Annotated in this window: 20 protein-coding genes and 2 pseudogenes; 11 read left to right on the top strand and 11 right to left on the bottom strand. The window is 66.4% G+C overall.

What is annotated here, in order from left to right:
• Positions 1-17: 17 nt before the first annotated feature.
• The 4 genes from B0E41_RS15310 to B0E41_RS15295 all read left to right on the top strand — a co-directional run bounded on the left by B0E41_RS15310 (position 18) and on the right by B0E41_RS15295 (position 2115).
• Positions 18-716, top strand: coding sequence for a class I SAM-dependent methyltransferase (locus B0E41_RS15310; protein ID WP_077332023.1), 699 nt, complete (start codon positions 18-20; stop codon positions 714-716).
• 108 nt (positions 717-824) lie between these two features.
• Complete coding sequence (locus B0E41_RS15305; protein WP_077332022.1) at positions 825-1376, top strand: hypothetical protein; 552 nt, start codon at positions 825-827, stop codon at positions 1374-1376.
• A 26-nt stretch (positions 1377-1402) separates the two neighbouring features.
• Positions 1403-1801 (top strand): hypothetical protein, encoded by a 399-nt coding sequence (locus B0E41_RS15300; RefSeq protein WP_077332076.1) that lies wholly within the window; start codon positions 1403-1405, stop codon positions 1799-1801.
• Positions 1802-1821: 20 nt separating this feature from the next.
• Positions 1822-2115, top strand: coding sequence for a hypothetical protein (locus B0E41_RS15295; RefSeq protein ID WP_077332021.1), 294 nt, complete (start codon positions 1822-1824; stop codon positions 2113-2115).
• A 281-nt stretch (positions 2116-2396) separates the two neighbouring features.
• On the opposite strand, the gene B0E41_RS26650 is transcribed toward B0E41_RS15295, so the two are convergent.
• Positions 2397-2594, bottom strand: a complete 198-nt coding sequence (locus B0E41_RS26650) for a hypothetical protein (protein ID WP_143433854.1) — start codon at positions 2592-2594, stop codon at positions 2397-2399.
• A gap of 544 nt (positions 2595-3138) precedes the next feature.
• Between B0E41_RS26650 and B0E41_RS15290 the strand changes: the two genes are divergently transcribed.
• Complete coding sequence (locus B0E41_RS15290) at positions 3139-4056, top strand: hypothetical protein (protein WP_216350768.1); 918 nt, start codon at positions 3139-3141, stop codon at positions 4054-4056.
• Between the two features lie 105 nt (positions 4057-4161).
• Positions 4162-4894 (top strand): annotated as a pseudogene (locus B0E41_RS15285) (VWA domain-containing protein).
• 40 nt (positions 4895-4934) lie between these two features.
• Here B0E41_RS15285 and B0E41_RS15280 read toward each other — a convergent pair.
• Positions 4935-5909, bottom strand: a complete 975-nt coding sequence (locus tag B0E41_RS15280) for a magnesium and cobalt transport protein CorA (protein WP_077332020.1) — start codon at positions 5907-5909, stop codon at positions 4935-4937.
• 614 nt (positions 5910-6523) lie between these two features.
• Here B0E41_RS15280 and B0E41_RS15275 point away from each other — a divergent pair.
• From B0E41_RS15275 to B0E41_RS15260, 4 genes are read left to right on the top strand one after another with little or no spacing between them, the layout of a single operon-like run.
• On the top strand, positions 6524-6850 hold the full coding sequence (locus B0E41_RS15275) for a helix-turn-helix transcriptional regulator (RefSeq protein ID WP_077332019.1): 327 nt from the start codon (positions 6524-6526) through the stop codon (positions 6848-6850).
• A gap of 9 nt (positions 6851-6859) precedes the next feature.
• Complete coding sequence (locus tag B0E41_RS15270) at positions 6860-7723, top strand: PhzF family phenazine biosynthesis protein (RefSeq protein WP_077332018.1); 864 nt, start codon at positions 6860-6862, stop codon at positions 7721-7723.
• Positions 7720-8265, top strand: a complete 546-nt coding sequence (locus B0E41_RS15265; RefSeq protein ID WP_077332017.1) for an antibiotic biosynthesis monooxygenase — start codon at positions 7720-7722, stop codon at positions 8263-8265. Before B0E41_RS15270 ends, B0E41_RS15265 begins: the two co-directional genes overlap by 4 nt.
• Positions 8262-9227 carry an ornithine cyclodeaminase family protein gene (locus B0E41_RS15260; protein ID WP_171984778.1) on the top strand — a complete coding sequence of 322 codons (966 nt, stop codon included), beginning with the start codon at positions 8262-8264 and terminating at the stop codon, positions 9225-9227. Before B0E41_RS15265 ends, B0E41_RS15260 begins: the two co-directional genes overlap by 4 nt.
• Before the next feature lie 119 nt (positions 9228-9346).
• On the opposite strand, the gene B0E41_RS15255 is transcribed toward B0E41_RS15260, so the two are convergent.
• From B0E41_RS15255 to B0E41_RS15240, 4 genes are read right to left on the bottom strand one after another with little or no spacing between them, the layout of a single operon-like run.
• Positions 9347-9757 carry a signal peptide prediction gene (locus B0E41_RS15255; protein ID WP_216350767.1) on the bottom strand — a complete coding sequence of 137 codons (411 nt, stop codon included), beginning with the start codon at positions 9755-9757 and terminating at the stop codon, positions 9347-9349.
• A gap of 11 nt (positions 9758-9768) precedes the next feature.
• Entirely contained in the window at positions 9769-10251 is a 483-nt protein-coding gene (locus B0E41_RS15250) for a thioesterase family protein (RefSeq protein ID WP_077332015.1), read from the bottom strand.
• Between the two features lie 37 nt (positions 10252-10288).
• Positions 10289-11680, bottom strand: a complete 1392-nt coding sequence (locus B0E41_RS15245) for a heavy metal sensor histidine kinase (RefSeq protein WP_077332014.1) — start codon at positions 11678-11680, stop codon at positions 10289-10291.
• Positions 11677-12363, bottom strand: a complete 687-nt coding sequence (locus tag B0E41_RS15240; RefSeq protein WP_077332013.1) for a heavy metal response regulator transcription factor — start codon at positions 12361-12363, stop codon at positions 11677-11679. Before B0E41_RS15240 ends, B0E41_RS15245 begins: the two co-directional genes overlap by 4 nt.
• Before the next feature lie 210 nt (positions 12364-12573).
• Here B0E41_RS15240 and B0E41_RS15235 point away from each other — a divergent pair, with 210 nt between their 5' ends.
• On the top strand, positions 12574-12942 hold the full coding sequence (locus tag B0E41_RS15235) for a DUF4148 domain-containing protein (protein ID WP_171984777.1): 369 nt from the start codon (positions 12574-12576) through the stop codon (positions 12940-12942).
• 71 nt (positions 12943-13013) lie between these two features.
• Here the strand turns inward: B0E41_RS15235 and B0E41_RS15230 are convergent, their stop codons facing one another.
• From B0E41_RS15230 to B0E41_RS15210, 5 genes and pseudogenes are all read right to left on the bottom strand, one after another.
• Positions 13014-14261 carry an acyl-CoA dehydrogenase family protein gene (locus tag B0E41_RS15230; RefSeq protein ID WP_077332011.1) on the bottom strand — a complete coding sequence of 416 codons (1248 nt, stop codon included), beginning with the start codon at positions 14259-14261 and terminating at the stop codon, positions 13014-13016.
• Positions 14258-16321: a biotin carboxylase N-terminal domain-containing protein gene (locus B0E41_RS15225; protein ID WP_077332010.1), complete on the bottom strand. Its 2064-nt coding sequence runs from the start codon at positions 16319-16321 to the stop codon at positions 14258-14260. Before B0E41_RS15225 ends, B0E41_RS15230 begins: the two co-directional genes overlap by 4 nt.
• Entirely contained in the window at positions 16318-17121 is an 804-nt protein-coding gene (locus B0E41_RS15220) for an enoyl-CoA hydratase-related protein (protein WP_077332009.1), read from the bottom strand. Before B0E41_RS15220 ends, B0E41_RS15225 begins: the two co-directional genes overlap by 4 nt.
• Positions 17122-17263: 142 nt before the next feature.
• Positions 17264-18436, bottom strand: a complete 1173-nt coding sequence (locus B0E41_RS15215; RefSeq protein WP_077332008.1) for an acyl-CoA dehydrogenase family protein — start codon at positions 18434-18436, stop codon at positions 17264-17266.
• 23 nt (positions 18437-18459) lie between these two features.
• Positions 18460-19245: pseudogene (locus B0E41_RS15210) on the bottom strand (carboxyl transferase domain-containing protein); the annotation flags it as partial.
• Between the last annotated feature and the right edge of the window lie 153 nt (positions 19246-19398).

The raw sequence follows: 19398 nt of genomic DNA, 5'->3' as shown, positions 1-19398 counted from the left end.
CACCTTCCACACACCCCATGCCGCTCTCCACCATCTCCCGAAGCACCGACGCTGCGCCCTTGACCGAGGCGGGTGCCTCGGCCGCCCGCAAGGCCCGCTTCTGGGACCGCATCGCCCGCAAGTACGCCGCCGACCCGATCGCCGACATGGCGGGTTACGAGGCGACGCTGCGGCGCGTGAAGGGCCTGCTGTCGACCGATCAGGACGTGCTGGAGATCGGCTGCGGCACCGGCACCACCGCGCTGCGGCTGGCGCCGCACACCCGGCGCCTGCTGACAACCGACGTCTCGGCCAGCATGATCGACATCGCCATCGAGAAGCTGGCGGCCCAGCCGGTGCCGCAGCTGAGCTTCGCGGTGGCCGACGCCGATGCGCCGGTGTTCGGCCAGGCCAAGTTTCACCGGGTGCTGGCCTTCAACCTGCTGCACCTCGTGAGCGATCTCGATCAGGCCCTGGCGCTCGCGGTGCAGACCCTGCGGCCGGGCGGCCTGCTGATTTCAAAGACGGCGTGCATCAGCGAGATGAACCCGCTGATTCCCTACCTCGCGCTGCCCCTGATGCGCGCCATCGGCAAGGCGCCCCACGTGCTGTGCTTCAACGGGGATGCGCTGGTCTCGGCCATGGAGCAGCAGGGGCTGGAGATCGTCTCGGTCGAGCGGCACGGCACCCGGGGCAAAGACATCCGGGTCTTCATCGTGGCCCGCAAGCCGGCCTGAACGTCCCCGCCGCGACCGCGGCCCTGTTTTCATCGCCCGGGCCAGCACCCGTCGGGCCGCTGTCGCTCGCCCGTTGCTCTCGCTTCCACATTGACACAGGAGTTTTCCATGCCGGTTTTCTCAAGCTTGCAAGGCCCCGCGCGCCGCTCTACCCTGGCCTTGATCACCGCGACGGCACTGGGCCTGAGCGCCTGCGGTGGCGGCAGCGATGCGCCCCCGGATGACGGCTCGGGAGGCACCGGCCCTTCGGCGTCCATCGAGGCGCTGAAGGGCGACTGGGTGCAGAAAGGCTGCGTGAAGACCGGTGCGCAATCGTTCAAAAAATTCCTCCGGGCACGCATCACCGGCCCCACCACCCTGGACTATTTCGAGGGTGTGTTGAGCTTCGGCGGCAACGGGTGCGAAGGTGCATCGGTGCTGGCCGGCCCCTCCAAGCTGGGCACCGTGACCTTCGCGCGCTCCGAGGCCAACCAGGGCCTGGCCGCGCACTGGGGCACCTTCCTGACCGTGACCGGCACACGCTTCGGCGCCATCTGGACCCTGCGCACCGGCGACAGCCTGTGCTTGCTGGGCGATGAAATTCCCAGCATCCAGCCCTCGCTGTCAGCGGTGTCCGCCAGCCTGGCCACCGTGCCCGCGGACAACTGCTTCGGCCGATGAACCCCATGCACACCACGGAACTTTTCTTGCACCTTCGTTCCTTCGTCACACGCGGTGCACCCCTGGCCGCGGCCCTGGCACTTCTGTCCGGGTGCGCCGCCACCATAGACCAGGATGGCCTGGAGCAGCGCACCGCTCAGGCCATCGGGCGACCCGCCGGCCAGTTCACCATCACCGACCGCAGCGAGGAAACCGGCGGTCGCATCAACTACACCGCCACCACCCGCGACGGTAAGGCCTATCGCTGCTACCTGTACGGGGCCACAGGTTTCCAGAAGGCCATGAGCTTCGGGCAGACACCGCATTCCGACGCCATCTGCACCGCCATGGCGGGGGAATCAGGCAAGGGAAGCCTGCCAGCCCCTGCGGCGAAGGACCCCGGCGCAGCGTGCAACGCCTTGTTGCGCACGGCCGGGCGTTGCTGAAGCTGACGAAGGAGCGACCGATGGACCTCAAAAGATTCACCGCACTGGCCCTGCTCTCGCTGGCCAGCGCATCCGCCCTGTCCACAGAGCCAGACGCCGGGGAGCGCAAGTTCATCCGCAAAGGCATGGGCGAAGGGGAGGTGGTGCTGAAGATCGGCAAGCCCGACCACGAAGCCTTCCACCGTGCCGTCAGGGGTCACCCCGAAGAGAAGAGCTGGACCTACTTCCCCCACGCCCGGGACCCTCAGACGCTCACAATCCTCCGGTTCCACTCGGGCCGCGTCGCCGAGATCGAACGCAAGATCGCCCGGTGATGCCGATGTGAGGGAATGCCCCTGTTTGGTGGATCGTCCCGTTCACGAGCAGGAATCGCCTGCAAGTGCGTCGGCGCCTGCACGGCTGGAGCTGGGTGCTGGATTCGGCCAGCCGAACACCAAACAGTTTGATCGGCACCCGATCCGGATGGCAGTTCGCGGCCATCACCTGAAAGTCACGAGCGACCGGTATCGAGCGATCTATCAAGCCGATCGATCATCGCGCATGTAGCCGAGGCGTCGGTGCAGGTTGGCAGTCGCCTGGGGTCGTCGGGGCGCCGTCAGTTGCCCTTGTGGCCCTTGTCGCTGCGCTCGGCCGGCCGTTTGGACTCGCGAGGAGCAGGCACCCGCGCAATCGATTCACGCACCTGTTCTCGATTGGCAGTGGCATCTGTCTGCCCATGCGTCGGGCCTTGTGGCGGGCCCTGGGGAGCGGGCGGCGTCTGCGGCCCGGTGGTAGTGTGGACTTCTTGTTTCATCACGGGCTTTCGGTCTCGAATGGGCGGGCCGGTACGTACCGGGTGCGGCAGTGCCTCAGGCGTCGCAGAGTGCCAGACTGAGCCACTGATGGACTGTCGTCCACGCTGCGCCGAAAGTCTGTGCGATAACCCACCTGCGCGGCCAAGCGCGCGCCAACCTCGCGGCACGCGCCTGAACCCGCAAGCATGGATCTCTTTACGTGTGCCGCAGGAGTTCGCTTGGCGTGGATGTCTTGGCTTGCGCGGATGGAGGATCAGTGCCGTAGGTTGGGGCGTCGGGCCAGACTGCACCACTTACAGGCGATCGAACTTGCTCCGCCCAGCTCTACCCAAGCAGCTCGACGGCCGAATCCGGCAACGGCACATAGTCGAGGTTGACGGCAGCTTGTTGGCCCCGCTTCAGGGCCCAGTCGAAGAATTGCTGTTTGTCGCATGTCGGTGAGGGTTCGCTCGATCCGACAAGATAGCGTAGTCATCGCTTCAGAAACGGCGTAATCCAGAGCGGATCGACAATCGAAGGTCCAAAGTCTTAAAGGGAACCGGTGTGGTTAACGCTCGAATCCTTCGCACGCTCGACGTGTCGGCACCGCCCGGTGAGGACGCGATTGAGTACCTGAGCGCGGCCAGCGGCCTGGCGCTGATCGGACGGCGTCTCTATGTCATTGCCGACGACGAACACAGCCTTGGCGTCTTCGACCTCGGCGACAGCGGTCCGGGCCGCTTGTTCCGGCTCTTCGCAGGCGAACTGCCCCAGCGTCACAAAGATCGCAAGGCGGGGAAGCCCGATCTGGAGGCGATGACGGTGCTGCCCGCGTTCGAGAGCCATCCCTTCGGTGCCTTGCTCGCCGTTGGGTCGGGTTCGAAGCCGAACCGGCAGCGCGCCGCGTTGTTGCGGCTGGATGGACACGGTGCCATCGACGGTTCCGCCAGGCACGTCGACCTTGCCCCCCTCTACGACCCGCTCCGGAATCGGTTCCCTGACCTCAACATCGAAGGACTGTTCGTCGCCGGTGGCGAACTGTGCCTGCTGCAACGCGGCAACCGAGCGTCAAGAGTCAATGCCTGCGTCCGGTTCGCTTGGCCCGATATCGAGCAATGGATTCGAGGCATCGGCCCAACGCCGTCATCTCGGTCCGTCAGCGTTTTCGAGCTGGGCGAAGTTGAGGGGGTCCCGTTGAGCTTCACCGACGCTGCCGGCCTGACGACCGGCAACTGGGTGTTCTGCGCTGCCGCCGAAGACACCTCCGACAGCTACGCCGACGGGCGCTGTGCGGGCTCGGCCGTCGGCATCGTCAGCGCCGAGGGCGAACTGGTCCTGCTGGAGCCGATCGATCAGGCCTGCAAGGCCGAAGGGATTGCCGTAGCGGATGATGGCAAAGGCTTTGAATTGCTGCTGGTGACCGACGGCGATGACCGAGGGGTGCCGGCGCAGCTGCTGTCGGTGACGCTGCCGCGGGCATAGTTGCAGGGGTCGGCGCGCCGGACAACGGATGCCGATATTCGAGCGGAGAACGTCGCCCGAAGATCGGCCAGGAGCGCTTCGACCGAGCCGGTCTTCACCCAGAACCTGGTCATCCTGTACGCCTGGCTGCTGCGGCGGCGCAAGAAGGTCACTTTGCGCTTCGCGAGCCTGGCGCTGGTCAAGCAGGCGGTCGGCAAGTCCATCGGCTGGCGCAGGCATGTCCCGCCCGTCCTGCTGCTCGCTGGTTTCGCGGCGCTGGTGGTGTCGGCCGCGCGGCCAATGGCGGTGATCCAGCTGCCGACCCAGCAGCAGACCATCATCCTGGCCATGGACGTCTCGGGCAGCATGCGTGCCACCGATGTGGCGCCGGACCGCATCAGTGCCTCGCAGGTCGGCGCCAAGGCCTTCGTGTCCGAGTTGCCGCGCAATGTGCGCATCGGCGTGGTGGCCTATGCCGGCACGGCGCAGCTGGTGCAGCCACCCACCCTGAGCCGAGACGATGTGACCGCTGCGATCGATCGTTTCCAGTTGCAGCGGGGCACCGCCATCGGCAGCGGCATCGTGATCTCGCTGGCGACGATCTTCCCGGACGCGGGAATCGACTTGTCGAACATCAACGGCCAGCGTCTCATGCCTCGCGCAACACCCTTGGGCGGTGCGGCCAGGCCCGCCCCGCCGGAGTTCACCCGACTTGAAACGGGTCTACGACGCACTCAAGAGCCGGCTCGTGTTCGAAAAGCGCGAGACCGAGGTCACGGCGCTGTTCGCCGACCTTGCCGGGCTGTTCATGCTGGTGGCCGCTGGATTGTCGGTGTGGTGGTTCGACAGAGTTGCGTGAGCAGCCGCCGCCGACGCGGGACCCTGCTCGTTTCTTTCGCCTACAACCAGCGCGCCTTGCGGAACCGGTAGAACAGATAGGAACAGGTCGAAACGATGAGGGTCAGTGCCCCGGCATAGCCGTACTGCCACTTCAGCTCGGGCATGTGCTCGAAGTTCATGCCCCAGATGCCGGCGAAGGCGGTGCACACCGCGAAGATGGCAGCCCACGCCGCCAGGCGTTTGGTCACCTCCGCTTCCTCGATGGTCACCATCGCGAGGTTGACGTGGATGGCCGTGCCGATCGTGTCGCGCATGGAGTCGATCGTGGTTTCGATCCGGGTCAGGTGGTCTTCCACGTCACGGAAGTAGTCCTGTGAACCGGCGCAGACCTGCGGCACGCGGCCACCGTGCAGCTTGCCCACGGCTTCAAGCAGCGGCGCCACCGCGTGCCGCAGCACCATAGCACGCTGCTTGAGTTCGAACAGTTGCTTGATGATCTTCTTTGCTGCGCCCTTGGTGAAGATCTCGTGCTCGATGGTCTCCAGTTCGGCCTCCAGCGCGTCGATGATCGGAAAGTAGCGATCAACCACCGCATCCATCAAGGCATAGAGCACGAAGCCTGAGCCCATGCGCAACAGTTCGGGCTCGCGCTCACAGCGCTCGCGAACGCCGAGAAATCCCAGCTTGCTCTTGTTGCGCACGGACAGCACGTAGTTCGGGCCGACGAACACATCGACCTCGCCGACATTCAGGCCGTTCGGGGCGTCGGCCGCAGCCTCCAGCAACTGGAGGACGACAAACAGTGAGTTGCCGTATTCCTCGATCTTGGGGCGCTGGTGGCCGTGCCGCGCGTCCTCGACGGCCAGGTCGTGCAGGCCGAATTCGTGCTTCATCTCGTCCAGTTCATCCGGCGTTGCATCGAGCAATGCAACCCAGACGAAACAGCCGGAGCGGGTCATGTAGTCGCTGATGTCAGCGACCGGAATGTCGGCCAGCTTGGCCCCGTTTTCGTAGACGACGCAGTTGATCAACATCGATGCAGCCCCTGGTGGATAGATAGCGCATCGATGATGTCATGGCCCGCAACGGTGGCGACAGACTGGCAGCTCGGACGCGTCACCTGGCCTCTGGAATCCCATCAACCAAACAGGCACCGCAAGGGCCCAATCCAGGCATCGCCAACTGCTCGATCAAGCGCAGGCAGCCGGATTGGTCCGGCTGCAGCAGGTGGACAGCGGTCCTTCGATCCGGTACATGACCAAGGACCGCTGCCAGGCTTGACCGCGAACAGGCAGTCCCGGCCAGGAGCGGAACTCTAGGTTCGCAAATGGCGCACCAGGAAGCTGACGATCGCCGGTTCCGGCGGATTGGGCTCCAGTCAGGCGCAATGAGACAACAACTCGCGGTTCAACGCCCGGACACAGCTCATGGGTGGTGATGTCAACTGGGAATTTGAATCGGCAGCGGTACCGAAACTGTCATTCCCAGGGCGGCTGGCGAACGGACACTTCCGGAAGCGGGGCAGTCATCATTGGCGAGCAAAGCAGACCGCTCGCAGACCGCTCGAGGCCCGAGCCGCACGACGCGGCAAAAGCTGCCCAGCCCCACGTACTTGCGCCAAAGGTCAAAACATCTACAATTCGCTTTTATGCGAAATATAAAAATAGACCAAAGACGGCGCCTAAGCGGACTCAAGGCAATCGCCAGCGCACCCCGCCTCCAAATCCTTGATTGGCTCAAGGACCCCATCGCGAACTTCCCGCCGCAGGTGGACGGCGATTTGGTGTCCGACGGTGTGTGCGCCGACTTCATCCGAGAAAAGCTCGGGATTGCAGCGGCCACTGCATCGCGCCACCTCACCTTGCTTACCGAAGCTGAGTTGCTGGTCGCCACTCGAAAGAAGGGCTGGACGTTCTACCGCCGCAATGACAGCGCCATCGCAGATTTCGCCCGTGCCATCAGCAACGAGCTTTAGAGGAGCGCCATGTCCATTGAATTCGTTCACGTTGACGTGTTCAGCCCCGAGCCGTACAGCGGCAACAGCCTCGCGGTCTTCCCGGATGCTCGAGGTCTGAGTGCCGCGCAAATGTTGCGCATCACCCAGGAATTGCGCCACTTTGAGGCGATCTTTCTCGAGCCAACAGCAGACCGACAGAGCGTCCGCACTCGGGTCTTCGATCTGTTCGAGGAACTGCCTTTCGCGGGCCATCCGATCATTGGCGCGGCAGCCGTGCTGCATCGGGAGTCTCGAGGAAGCGACGCGCAAGTGCGGCGGGTGATGCTCAGCGCCAAAACCGTAACCATCGTCACGGAACGCACCGAGCGCGGCTACTACGGCCTGCTCGACCAGGGAACGCCCGAATTTCTGGGTACGGTTCAAGACCGCGCCAGCATCGCAAAGGCTTTCAACCTTCAACCTGGGGACTTGCGCGACGATTTGCCACTTGAGGTGGTCAGCACGGGTTTGCGCTACCTGGTGGTTCCGTTGCGGCCCGGAGCACTGGAACGTGCCGGCATCCCGAGCGACATCAGCGAACTGTTGCGCGGTTTCGGTGCTCAGTTCGCAGTGCTGCTCGATGAGGCCGCGCTCGAGGTTCGCCACTGGAACAACGACGGCATCATTGAGGACGTGGCGACTGGCAGCGCGGCAGGATCGGTTGGCGCGTATCGACTCAAGCACGGACTGGCGCGTGCAGGGGAGACCTTCCTGCTGCACCAGGGCCGCTTCAACGGTCGCCCCAGCCAGCTGCGCATTCAGACCGAGGGCAACCGCGAAGCCCCAAAGTCAGTCAAAGTCGGAGGCGATGTCGCCTTTGTCGGACGCGGAACGCTCGAGGTACTGCCATGATCGCCCGGAGCTGGAACGGCAGGGTGCCTCAAGAACATGCTGGCTGCTTTCATCGCCACCTGCTCAAGACGGGCGTGAGCGACTACCGACAGCAGCCGGGATGCCTCGAGGTTCGGCTTTGGCGGAGCGATGCAGACCGGTGGGCGAGCTTCTTGCTGCTCTCGGTGTGGCGCGACCTTGACGCGATCCGCGCCTACGCCGGCAGCACGCCGGAGGTCGCGGTGCTGTACCCAGAGGATGACGCCTTTGGTCTCGTCCCGGACAAAATGGTCATGCACTATCGGGTTCTGAGCATGGAGCCCAGCGATACAGAGTGTGTGGCGTGGAGCACAAGCTCTAGCCACCGAGCCCGCCGGGCTCGCCGCAGTTCTCGCAGGCGTTCGAGGCTACCCGGGGGACACAGTGCGTACGTCTCAGGGCCAATCTCGTGCAATGCCGCCGAACAGTTCACCGCATGGTATCCGGCCCGCACCACGGAGAAGGTCAAGGAACTGCCGCCGAGTGCATTGGTGGAGATCGAGATGATCGCGAGGACCGCGTGAGCGTGCGTATCCTGAGCGCCGACGAGATCCGCGCGCGGGTGGGATTCGCCGACCTGATCGAACCTGTGTCCAAAGCCTTTCAGGAGTCCAGCGCTGGGCAGTCCGAAAATGGCTTGATCGTGATGTTCCCCGCCGCATCGCGCGAAGCGGGCGATGTCTACGTGAAAACCGGCGTCCTGCGCGGGCACGCGGTGTACATCGTCAAGGTCTCGCCTTGGTTCAGGGTCAACCTCGAGCGCGGGCAACCCCAAGGTGGCTTCATCGGTGTGTTCGACAGCGAAACCGGGCACACCCTCGCCATCCTCGACGAGCAGCACTACCTCTCCGACATTCGCACGGCAGCCGCAGGTGCGCTCGCCGCTCGCGCATTGGCCCCCACCAAGGTCAAGACAGCCGCAGTGATCGGCTCGGGAGTGCAAGCGTACTGGCAACCACAAGCCTTGTACCTTGAGCGTCCTTTCGAGCGGTTGCTGATCTGGGCGCGCAACCCCGAGAAATCCAGTCAACTCCAATCAGCGCTGAAGGAGAAGCTTCCAGCCGTCCAGATCAGCGTCTCAACCGACCTCGAGAGCACCGTACGCGAGGCGGATGTGCTGATCACCGCGACCCTTGCCAAGGAACCGCTTGTGCGCGGCGAATGGTTGCACGAAGGGCAGCACATCACCGCCGTCGGCGCGGACGACCCCACCAAGTGCGAATTGGATGCCGCCGCGCTGCGACGCGCGCGCGTATTCGTCGACGAGTTCGAGACCACGGCCGCCAACGGTGATGTGCACCGCGCCGTGAAAGCCGGAAACTACGCGCTCGAACAAGTCGCCGGCGAAATCGGTGACGTGTTGGCGGGCCGACGAGCCGGGCGCTCGTCGGATGCAGAAATTACAGTGGCAAAGTTCGTCGGCATCGGGGTTCAAGACTTGGTCGCAGCAGCAGAGACTCTCAAGCGCTTCGAAATTTGTGAATAAAGGCCGCGACAGTCCGGCTTCGCAACGTCCTCTGGCCACTAAAGCGAAACCGCACTTGTTGGCTGGCCTTCGTCGAAGCAGTCGCTCACGTGGACCCGCTTGGGGTCGCAACCTGCCTCTCAACACCCCCCAATCCGCCGTGCCTCCACCTCAAACGGGTTGTCCCAATAAGCCCGCCTGCCTCGCGCCCACTGCCATGCCCCCGCCAACAAATACGCCGGCAGAAACAGCGGCCCCCAGCGCTCGCACTGCCGCACATGCACCCGCTCGTGGTCGCGCAGGCGCTCCAGTTCCTGCGCGTGGATGCCCAGGATCACATGGCCGAAGGTGATGGCGGCGAAGGGCCAGTGGCGCCGGGATGGCCGGCGCAGGGCGGCGATTTCGAGCACACCGTCCACCCGCCGGAATCGCGCACCCGCCGGGAGCAGCAACACCCCGAGCACCAGGCCGATGAACGAGTTGGGCGAGGCCCAGAGCACGCGCGCCCAGCGCAGCAGGCGCTGTGTCGGCGTTGACGACCGGCGGTGCATGGCGCGCGCTGTCACGACACGATATAAGCGCCCGAGCCGCACGACAACAGCTTGCCGTCTGACCCCAGGAACTCCATGCGCGTGGACGCGACACGCGAGCCCAGGCGCATGACTTCGGCGCGCAGTTCAAAGAACTCGCCGATGCCGGGGCGCAGGTAGTCGATGCGCAGGTCGATGGTGCCGAGCTTGCCGAAGCGGTGCAGGCGCTGCTCGGGCGACTCATCCATGTGGCGTGCGCCGATGGCGGCCATGCAGGCGAGGCCGCCCATGGCGTCGAGCCCGGCGCTGATGACGCCGCCGTGGATGCGGTTGTGGCTGTAGTGGCCGATCAGCTCGTGCTTCATGTCGATGCGCCCGATCACGCGCTCGGGCAGCAGGCTGGTGATCTTCAGGCCGAGCACCTGGTTGAAGGCGATTTTTTCTTCAAAGATGGCTTTGAGGCCGGCGATGAACTCGGGCTCGAATCCGGTGGGGGCAGGCGGTGTGGTTCGCATCGGCCTATTGTGGTCGATGCGCTCAGCCCACGGACGTTCAGGCGGTCTGCGGCCCGAGGGTGAAACCGATCTGCGTCACGCGGTTTTGCGAGCGCACGAAGGTGTCGCCCGCGTGCATGCGCGCGATGGCCGCCACGATAGCCAGGCCGAGACCGTGGTGGATTTCGCTGGCACAGAAGCGCGAGGCGTCGGCGCGGAAGAAGCGGTCAAACAGGTGCGGCAGGTGCTGGGGCTCGATGGCCGGCCCCTGGTTTTCAACCACCACCTGCACGCCGCCACCGGCGCCCGTGCCGGGCTCGATCGTCACCTGCACGGTGGAGCCGTGGTCGGCAAAGCGGGAGGCGTTGCCCATGAGGTTGGACAGGGCGCGCTTGACGAGCGAAGCGTCCACCGCGACGTGGGCGTCGCCCACCACCGAGAGCCGCAGGCCCGCTTCGTCCAGCACGCCTTCGTGAAACTCGGCCACCTGGTGGGCGAGTTCGGCCAGGCTCACGGGTTCGCTGCGCCGCGCCACGGCGCCGCGGTCGGCGCGTGAAAGGAACAGCATGTCGTTGACGATGGCCGAGAGGCGCTGCATTTCTTCCAGGTTGGAGGTCAGCGTGTCGCGCAGCGTGTCGGCGCTGCGCTCGCGAGAGAGCGCCACCTCGGTCTGACCGATCAGGGCCGTGAGCGGCGTGCGCAGCTCGTGGGCCACGTCGGCGTTGAAGGCTTCGAGCTGCGTGTAGGCGCGCTGCAGCCGGTCCATGAGCGCGTTGAACTGGGCCACCCAGGGGTCGAGCTCTTCGGACGAGCGCTCGACCACCAGCCGCTGGTCGAGCCGCTGCGGCGAGATGCCGTTCATCTGCCGCGCCAGCGAGAGCAACGGGCGCAGCTCGCGGCGCACCAGCCACTGGATCGCGAGCCCGGAGACCACGGCCCCGAACAGGGTGGTGACCAGCAGCGTGATCGCCGCCTCGCGCTGGATCCTGTGGTCGTGGGAGGTGTCCATCTCCAGCGCCACGCGCACCTTGCCGCCGGTCATTTGCGGGGCCGGTACATCGAACTCCAGGTTACGGCTGTGGGCGAACGGCGGCATGTCGTCGCTGAAGAGCACGGAGCCGTCGCCACGCCACAGCTTCAGGCGGGTGGACGAGCGCACGGGGTCAAACAGGGTCATGCGCTGAAGCAGACCGGCCTCACCGTTTTCGCAGGCGACCCCGATGGCATGCGACAGGTACTGGCGCTTGTCTTCCAGCGTGGTCTGCTGGTCCACGTCCATGCGCATGGCAATGGCGGAGTATTTCGCGACGCTGAGCACCCCCAGGCCCACCAGCATGAACAAGGCCATGGCACGCGCGAGGCGCCGCGCGATCGATGGGCCGCACGGCAGGGGCAGGCACCGCCCGGCGGGCACGGCGGCGACCTGTTGGAGCGAGGTGCTGCGGTTCATTCCGAGCGCTCTTCCAGCACATAGCCCATGCCGCGCACGGTGTGGAGCAGGCGGGTGGGGAACGGGTCGTCGAGTTTGGCGCGCAGGCGGCGCACCGCCACCTCCACCACATTGGTGTCGGAGTCGAAATGCATGTCCCAGACCTGTTCGGCCAGCGTGGTGCGCGACAGTATCTGCCCACGGCGACGGGTCAGCAGCGCCAACAGGTTGAACTCCTTGGCGGTCAGGTCCAGGCGCTGCTGGTCGCGGGTGCAGCGGCGCGACACGAGGTCGATCTCCAGGTCGGCGAGGCGCAACACCGTGGCCGACTGGGGGCTGGCGAAGGGGCCACGCCGCAGCAGCGCGCCCATGCGGGCGAGCAGCTCGGAGAAGGCAAAGGGTTTGATGAGGTAATCGTCTGCGCCGCCTTCAAGGCCCTTGACGCGGTCTTCGATCTTGTCCCGCGCGGTCAGCATCAGCACCGGCGTCTTGTTGCCTTCGGCGCGCAAGCTGGACAACACGCCATAGCCGTCAACACCGGGCAGCATCACGTCGAGCAGCATGAGGTCGTAGCGGCCGCCCGTGGCCAGGCGCCTGCCTTCGATGCCGTCGTGCGCCACGTCCACCACATAGCCGTTTTCACTGAGGCCCTGGTGCAGGTACTGGGACAGTTTGGGTTCGTCTTCGACGACAAGGACACGCATCGCAGAGCTCATGTTGGAAGAACCGATCAGGTGAGGATGGTCGCACACAGGGCCGCTCGGGAGGATGACATATTTGTAATCTGGCTGTGCGGAAAACGTGAGTTTGGGTCTTGAGAATTCATCTCCAGGGAAGGCATGACGGCTTTCCCCTCGAAGCCAGACCCCCGGCTTCGGACCCACCCCGTTCAACCGCCCACAAGGAGTTTCATCATGAACCGCAAGCACATCACCGCCATCGCCGCCGCCCTGATCGCTCTGTCCGCCACTCAGGTGTTCGCCGCCGACGGCCCCAAGACCCGCGAACAAGTGAAGGCCGAGCTGGCCGAAGCCGTGCGCACCGGCAATGTGCCGGCCGACAACGAAAGCGGCCTGATGCTCAACCAGGTCCGCCCGGACCTCTACCCCAGCCAGGAGCGCTCGGTCGGCAAGACCCGCGCCGAGGTGAAGGCCGAGCTGAACGAAGCCGTTCGCACCGGCAACATCGTGGCCGACGGCGAGTCGGGCAAAAAACTCAACGAGCTGTTCCCTGCCCGCTACGCCGCGAAGGCCGCCGTGGATGCGCTCACGGCCGCCCGCTGAACGGCATCTCTTCCCTGGGCCTCCCGCCCTTGGCGCCGAAAGCCCCGCTCGCTAGTGGGGCTTTTTGACGTTCACAGATTGAGTTGCCGGGCGGCCAGTTCTTTCATGATCTCCTCGGCACCGCCGCCGATCATCATCACCTTGACCTCGCGGTAAATCCGCTCGCTCACGGTGCCGCGCATGTAGCCCATGCCACCGAGGATCTGCACGGCGGCGTCGGCGCAGAACTGCATGGTCTGGGTCGAATGGTTTTTCAACAAGCACACATTTGCCACCCAGTCCGGACTCAGGTCGCCCTCGTCCACCCGGGCGGTGAGCGCGTCCACCCAGGCCTGCGTGGAGCCGATGCGCATCTGCATGTCCATGAGCTTGTGGCGGATCACCTGGCGCTCGATGAGTGGGGCGCCGAAGGTCTGGCGTTGGCGTGCCCAATCGAGCGCTTCGTCGAAGCAGGCCTGCGCAAACCCCAGCGCCATGGCCGACATGGCGAGGCGCTCGCCATTGAAGTTGCCCATGATGATGCGAAAGCCCGCGCCCTCCTCGCCCAGCAGGTAGCGCGCCGGCACGCGCACGCCCTCGAAGCGCAGCTGCGCGGTGTCGGAACAGTGCCAGCCCATCTTCTGCAGCGGGCTGCGCGAGAGGCCTGCTGCGTCGCCGGGCACCACGATCATGGAGATGCCGCTGGCGCCTTGGCTGGCAGAACGGTCACCGCCGGGCCGCCCCAAGGTGGCCGAGCCCCCTTGGGGGGCAACGACCCGCGCAGCGGCGAAGTGTGGGGGCTCGTTACCTGTTCTGACCGCTAGCGTGATCCAGTCGGCCCGCATGCCGGAGGTGATGAACACCTTCTCGCCATCGATCACGTAGTCGCTGCCGTCTAGCCGCGCGGTGCAGCGCAGGCTGGCCACGTCGGAGCCGCCGCCGGGCTCGGTGATGGCCAGCGCCGCGATCTGCTCGCCGCGCAGCACCGGGGGAATCACTTCGGCCTGCAGCTCGGGCGAGCCGTGGGTCAGCACCGGCGGCAGGCCGATGTTGTGCGAGAACAGGCTGGCCATCACGCCACCGCTGCCACCATGCCGCGCCAGCGTCTGCGAGAGCGCGTTGCGCGCGCGCCAGGGTGCGGGCGTGCCGCCCAGGTGTTCGGGGTAGCCCAGGCCGAGCAGGCCCAACTCGGCGGCCTGGCGGTAGAGCGCGCGCGGGAACTCGCACGCGGTGTCCCAGGCGTCCACATGCGGGCGCACTTGCTCGCTGGCGAAGCGCCGCACGGTGTCGGTCAGCGCCTCGACGTCAGCGTCGGTGAAGTCGGGCGCCATCGCGTTCATGCGGCGGCACCGGCTTCGACCAGGAAGCTCATCAACAGCTGGCCGGGTGCGAGTTGCTGGCCCACCGAGGGGCCCACGCTCTCGATCACCGCATCGTGCGGCGCGGCGAGCGTGTGCTCCAGCTTCATGGACTCGATCACCAGCAGCGGATCGCCGCGCCGCACCGCCTGACCGGGCACGGCGTGCACGGTCAGCACTTTGCCGTTGAACGGGGCACGCAGTTCACGCGCAGCGGCACCGCCACCCACGCGCTCGCGCGGGGTGAAGCTGCGGTCTTCGCGCTGCAACTCAAAGCTGCCCTCAGGACCGTCGAGCTGGACCTGCCAGTGGTCGGGGACCGGCAGGCGCTGCGCGCGCGCGCGCCAGCGTTGACCGTTGAGCGTGATGCAGCGTTGTCCGTCGGCAGCGGCGGACACGCTGGCGCGGTGCGCCTGCCCATCCACCTCCAGCGCCACGGCGCCCTGGCCGGTTTCGCGCAGGCTGGCGGCCCAGAGCGCCGGGGTCGATGCCTGCGGATCACCCAGGCACACGCCACGCGCGAACGGCGACGGCAGGGCCATCGCGGGCAGGCGCGAGGCAAACACGATGGCGAGCGCGGCCACGCATTCGGCCGCGGGCGTGGCCTGCAGGCCGGCCCGCAGCGTGTCGCCATGCTCGGCGATAAAGGGAATCGTGGCCTCGCCCGCGCGGAACACCGGGTGGCGCAGGCAGGCCGCCAGAAAAGCGCGGTTGGTGGGCAGGCCCAGCACCTCGGTGGCGTCCAAGGCTTGGGCCAGCTTTTCGATTGCCTCGGCGCGCGTGGGCGCATGGGCGATCAGCTTGCCGAGCATGGCGTCGTAGTGCGGGCTGACCTCGGTGCCGACCTCCAGCGCATGGTCGAAGCGCAGGCCGGGGCCGCGCATGTCGGGCTCGCTGAAGTGCGACACGCGGCCGGTGTGGGGGCGGAAGTGCGCGTCTTCCGCGCAGAGCCGCACCTCGATGGCGTGGCCGTTGAGGTGCACCTGGTCTTGCGTGAGCGGCAGCGCTTCGCCACGCGCCACACGGATCTGCCACTCGACCAGATCAAGGCCAGTGAGCATTTCGGTCACAGGGTGTTCCACCTGCAGGCGCGTGTTCATCTCCATCAAGAAAAAACGCCCCCACGCTCCGCCGCTGCGCGGGTCGCTGCCCCCCAAGGGGGCTGTTTCGCCTTGGGGCGGCCCGGCGGCGAAACGCTCCTGCTCTCCCTCCAGCAGAAACTCCACCGTGCCCGCCCCCACATAGCCAGCGCCCTGCGCCAGCGCCACGGCGCAGCGGCCCAGCTCGGCGCGCAGCTCGGGCGACACCGCCGGGCTGGGTGACTCTTCGATGATCTTCTGGTGGCGGCGCTGCACGGAGCAGTCGCGCTCGCCGAGGTGGATGCAGTGGCCGAACGCGTCGGCGAACACCTGCACCTCCACATGGCGCGGGGCGAGCAGTGCGCGTTCGATCAACAGGTCGCCGTTGCCGAAACCGGACAGCGCTTCCGAGCGCGCGCTCAGCAACGCGGGCAGCAGTTGCTCCGCGCTTGCGACCTGCCGCATGCCGCGCCCGCCCCCGCCGGCCACGGCCTTGACCATGAGCGGAAAGCCGATGCGCTGCGCCTCTGCCACGAAGGTCTGATCGCGCTGGTCGCTGCCGAAGTAGCCGGGCAGACAGGGCACGCCCTGTCGCAACGCCAGCGCCTTGGCGGCGGACTTGCTGCCGAGCGCGTGGATCGCGGCGGGCGGCGGGCCGACCCAGATCAGGCCCGCGTCGATCACGGCCTGGGCGAAGTCCGCGTTTTCGCTCAGGAAGCCGTAGCCGGGGTGTACAGCATCCGCACCGGTGGCGCGCGCGGCGGCGATCAGCTTGTCCACGCGCAGGTAGCTGTCGGCCGAGGCCGTGCCACCGAGCGCCACCGCTGTGGTGGCCTCGCGCACGTGCAGGGCGTCGCGGTCGGCGTCGGAATACACCGCCACTGTGGCGATGCCCATCCGGTGGGCGGTGCGGACGATGCGCCGGGCGATCTCCCCCCGGTTGGCAATGAGCAGCTTCTTCATGGCGCAGCGCTCTTTTTGACCCAGGGTGCGATCTGCTGACGTGCGAAGGCCTGCAGGCCGGTCGCGGCTTCGCTGCCGCGCAGGGCGCTGACGAAGGCGATGGCCGCCTCGTCGCGCAGGTCGGGCACGGGGCCTCGCAGGCGCTGCAGCAGGCGCTTGGTGGCGGCGGTTGCGCCCGGGGCCGCTCGGCTGAACTTGAGCAGCGTGTCGTGCAAGGCATCTTCGAGCTCACCGTCGGCCGCCACTTCGTTCACCAATCCGAGTTCGCGCGCCTCACCGGCCCGGTAGTGGCGCCCCGAGAGCAGGCATTCGCGCGCGGCCCGCTCTCCCAAGCGCATCCAGACGAAGGGCGCGATCTGTGCGGGCGGCAGGCCGAGCGTGACCTCGGGCGTGGCGAACACCGAGCGCTGCGTGGCGAGCACCACGTCCGCGCAACAGGCCAGGCCGAAGCCCCCGCCCATGGCAGGGCCGTCGACCGCGGCGATCAGCAACTGCGGCAGCTCGGTCAGCGCGTGCAACACATCGCCAAAGCCCCGGTTGAGGGCGATCAACGGGTCGTCTTCTCCGGGCTGCAGCGGCTGACCGATGGCACTGGCGAAGGCGCCCAGGCTGCCGCCGGCGCAGAAGGCGCCCGCCGCGCCGGTGAGCACCACCGTGCGCAGGGTCTTGTCGTCTTTCGCGCGCAGGCAGGCCTCGAACAGCGCGAGCACCATGGTGTCGGACAAGGCGTTGCGCGAGGCCGGGTGATTGAGCGTCCAGCGCTCGGTGTCGTGGTCTCGGACGATCTGAAAAGTGGTCATGGTTGGTCTCCTGCGCTGCCCTCACCCCGGCCCTCTCCCGCATGCGGGAGAGGGAGTTGAATGCCCTCTCTCCGGAGACCGTGTCTTGCTCCCTCTCCCGCGTGCGGGAGAGGGTTGGGGTGAGGGCCGGCGTGCAGCAGCCTCATTTCACCGCCCTCTTCGCGATCCCCATGGTCTTCGAAAGAATGCCCAGCATCACCTCATCCGCCCCGCCACCAATCGACGCCAGCCGTCCGTCGCGGAACATGCGAGAAACCTTGTTCTCCCAGGTGTAGCCCATGCCACCCCAGAACTGCAGGCAGGTGTCAGGCACGGTGCGGTTCAGGCGCCCGGCTTTGAGCTTGGCCATGGTCGCCCACTCGGTCACGTCTTCGCCGGCCAGGTAATGTTCGCAGGCCATGTAGGTGAGCGCGCGCAGGCTCTCGACCTCGGTTTTCAGCTCGGCCAGCTTGAACTGCACCCACTGCTGGTCGGCCAGCGTGGAGCCGAACAGCTGGCGCTCTTGCGCGTACTCCACCGTCCACTGGATGCAGTTGGTGAGACTCTGCAGCGTGCTCGCGGCGCACCACAGGCGCTCTTCCTGGAACTGCTGCATCTGGTAGATGAAGCCCGCGCCCTCGGCACCGATGCGGTAGCGCTGCGGCACGCGCACCTCGTCAAAAAACAGCAGACCCGTGTCGCTGCTGTTCATGCCAATCTTCTTGATCTTCTGGCCGACCTCGAAGCCCTTCACCGGCTTGCCGTTCTCGCGCAGCGGCACCATCACAAGGCTTTTGTTTTTGTGCGCCGGGCCGTCGCTGGTGTTGACCAGCATGCACATCCAGTCGGCCTGCAGGCTGCTGGTGATCCACATCTTCTGGCCGCTGATGACGTAGTCGTCGCCGTCCTTGCGCGCGGTGGTCTTGATGGCCGACACGTCGCTGCCCGCACCCGGCTCGCTCACGCCGATGCAGCCCACCGCGTCGCCCGCGATGGCGGGCGCGAGGAACTGCGCGCGCAGTTCCTCGCTGCCGAAGCGCGCAAGCGCGGGCGTGCACATGTCGGTCTGCACACCGATGGCCATGGGCACGCCGCCGCAGTGGATGTGGCCCAGGGTCTCGGCCATGGCCATGCTGTACGAGTAGTCCAGCCCCATGCCACCGTCCGCCTCGGGCTTGGTCAAGCCCAGCAGGCCCAGGTTGCCCATCTGCTTGAAGACCTCGTGCGCGGGGAAGATCTCAGCCGCTTCCCACTCGTCCACGTGGGGGTTGATCTGCTCGTCGATGAAGCGCTTGAGCGTGTTCTGAATCTCGCGGTGTTCGTGCGTGAACTGCATCTTTGTCTCCTGGTCGTGTGTGTCTACATGCGGGCGACGCCAAACTGCATGCGGCGTGGCTCGCGCGCCGCGGCTTCGGCGCAGGTGTCGAGACAGAAGCTCAACACCGCGCGCGTGTCGCGCGGGTCAATCACACCGTCGTCGAGCACCAGGCCGCTGGTGCTGAAGGCGTCGGCCTGCGATTCGAACTTCTGCACGATGGCGTCGAACTGCGTCTTCATCTGCGCCTGCACCTCGGGCGTGTCGGTGGCGATGCCTTTGCGCGCCATGCCGGCCTCGGCCACGATCTGCATGGTCTTCGCAGCCTGCTCGCCGCCCATGACGGCGGTGCGCGCATTCGGCCAGGTGAAGAGGAAACGCGGCGCGTAGCCCCTGCCGCACATGCCATAGTTGCCGGCGCCGAACGACGCCCCGCACTGGAGGGTGATCTGCGGCACGGTGGCGTTGGTCACGGCCTGGATCATTTTGCTGCCGTGTTTGATCATGCCGGCCTGCTCGCTGTCCTTGCCGACCATGTAGCCGGTGGTGTTCTGCAAATAAATGATGGGGTGACCGAGTTGGCACATCCACTGGATGAAGTGCGTGGCCTTGTTGGCGCCGGCCACGTCGATGGGGCCGTTGTTGCTGATGAGGCCCACCGCGTGGCCGCCGATGTGGGCCTGCGCGCAGACCGTGGCGGCGCCGTAGAGGGGCTTGAATTCGAGGAGGTCCGATCCGTCGGTGATGCGCAGCATGACTTCGCGCATGTCCACCGGCTCGCGGTGGTGCGGGGGCATGAGGGCGAGCAGGTCGGCGGCGGGGAATACGGGAGCGGGGGCACCCTCACCCCTGCCCTCTCCCGCACGCGGGAGAGGGAGTGAGACAGCTTCTCCGGCACGCGTGTCTTGCCCCCACTCGCCGGAGAAGCGGTCTTGCCCCCTCTCCCGCTCGCGGGAGAGGGCTGGGGTGAGGGCCCCCGCAGG

Source organism: Hydrogenophaga sp. A37 (assembly GCF_002001205.1).
Lineage (GTDB): Bacteria > Pseudomonadota > Gammaproteobacteria > Burkholderiales > Burkholderiaceae_C > Hydrogenophaga.
Note: the sequence above shows the minus strand (reverse complement) of the source record. Positions and strands in the feature narration are given on the sequence as shown.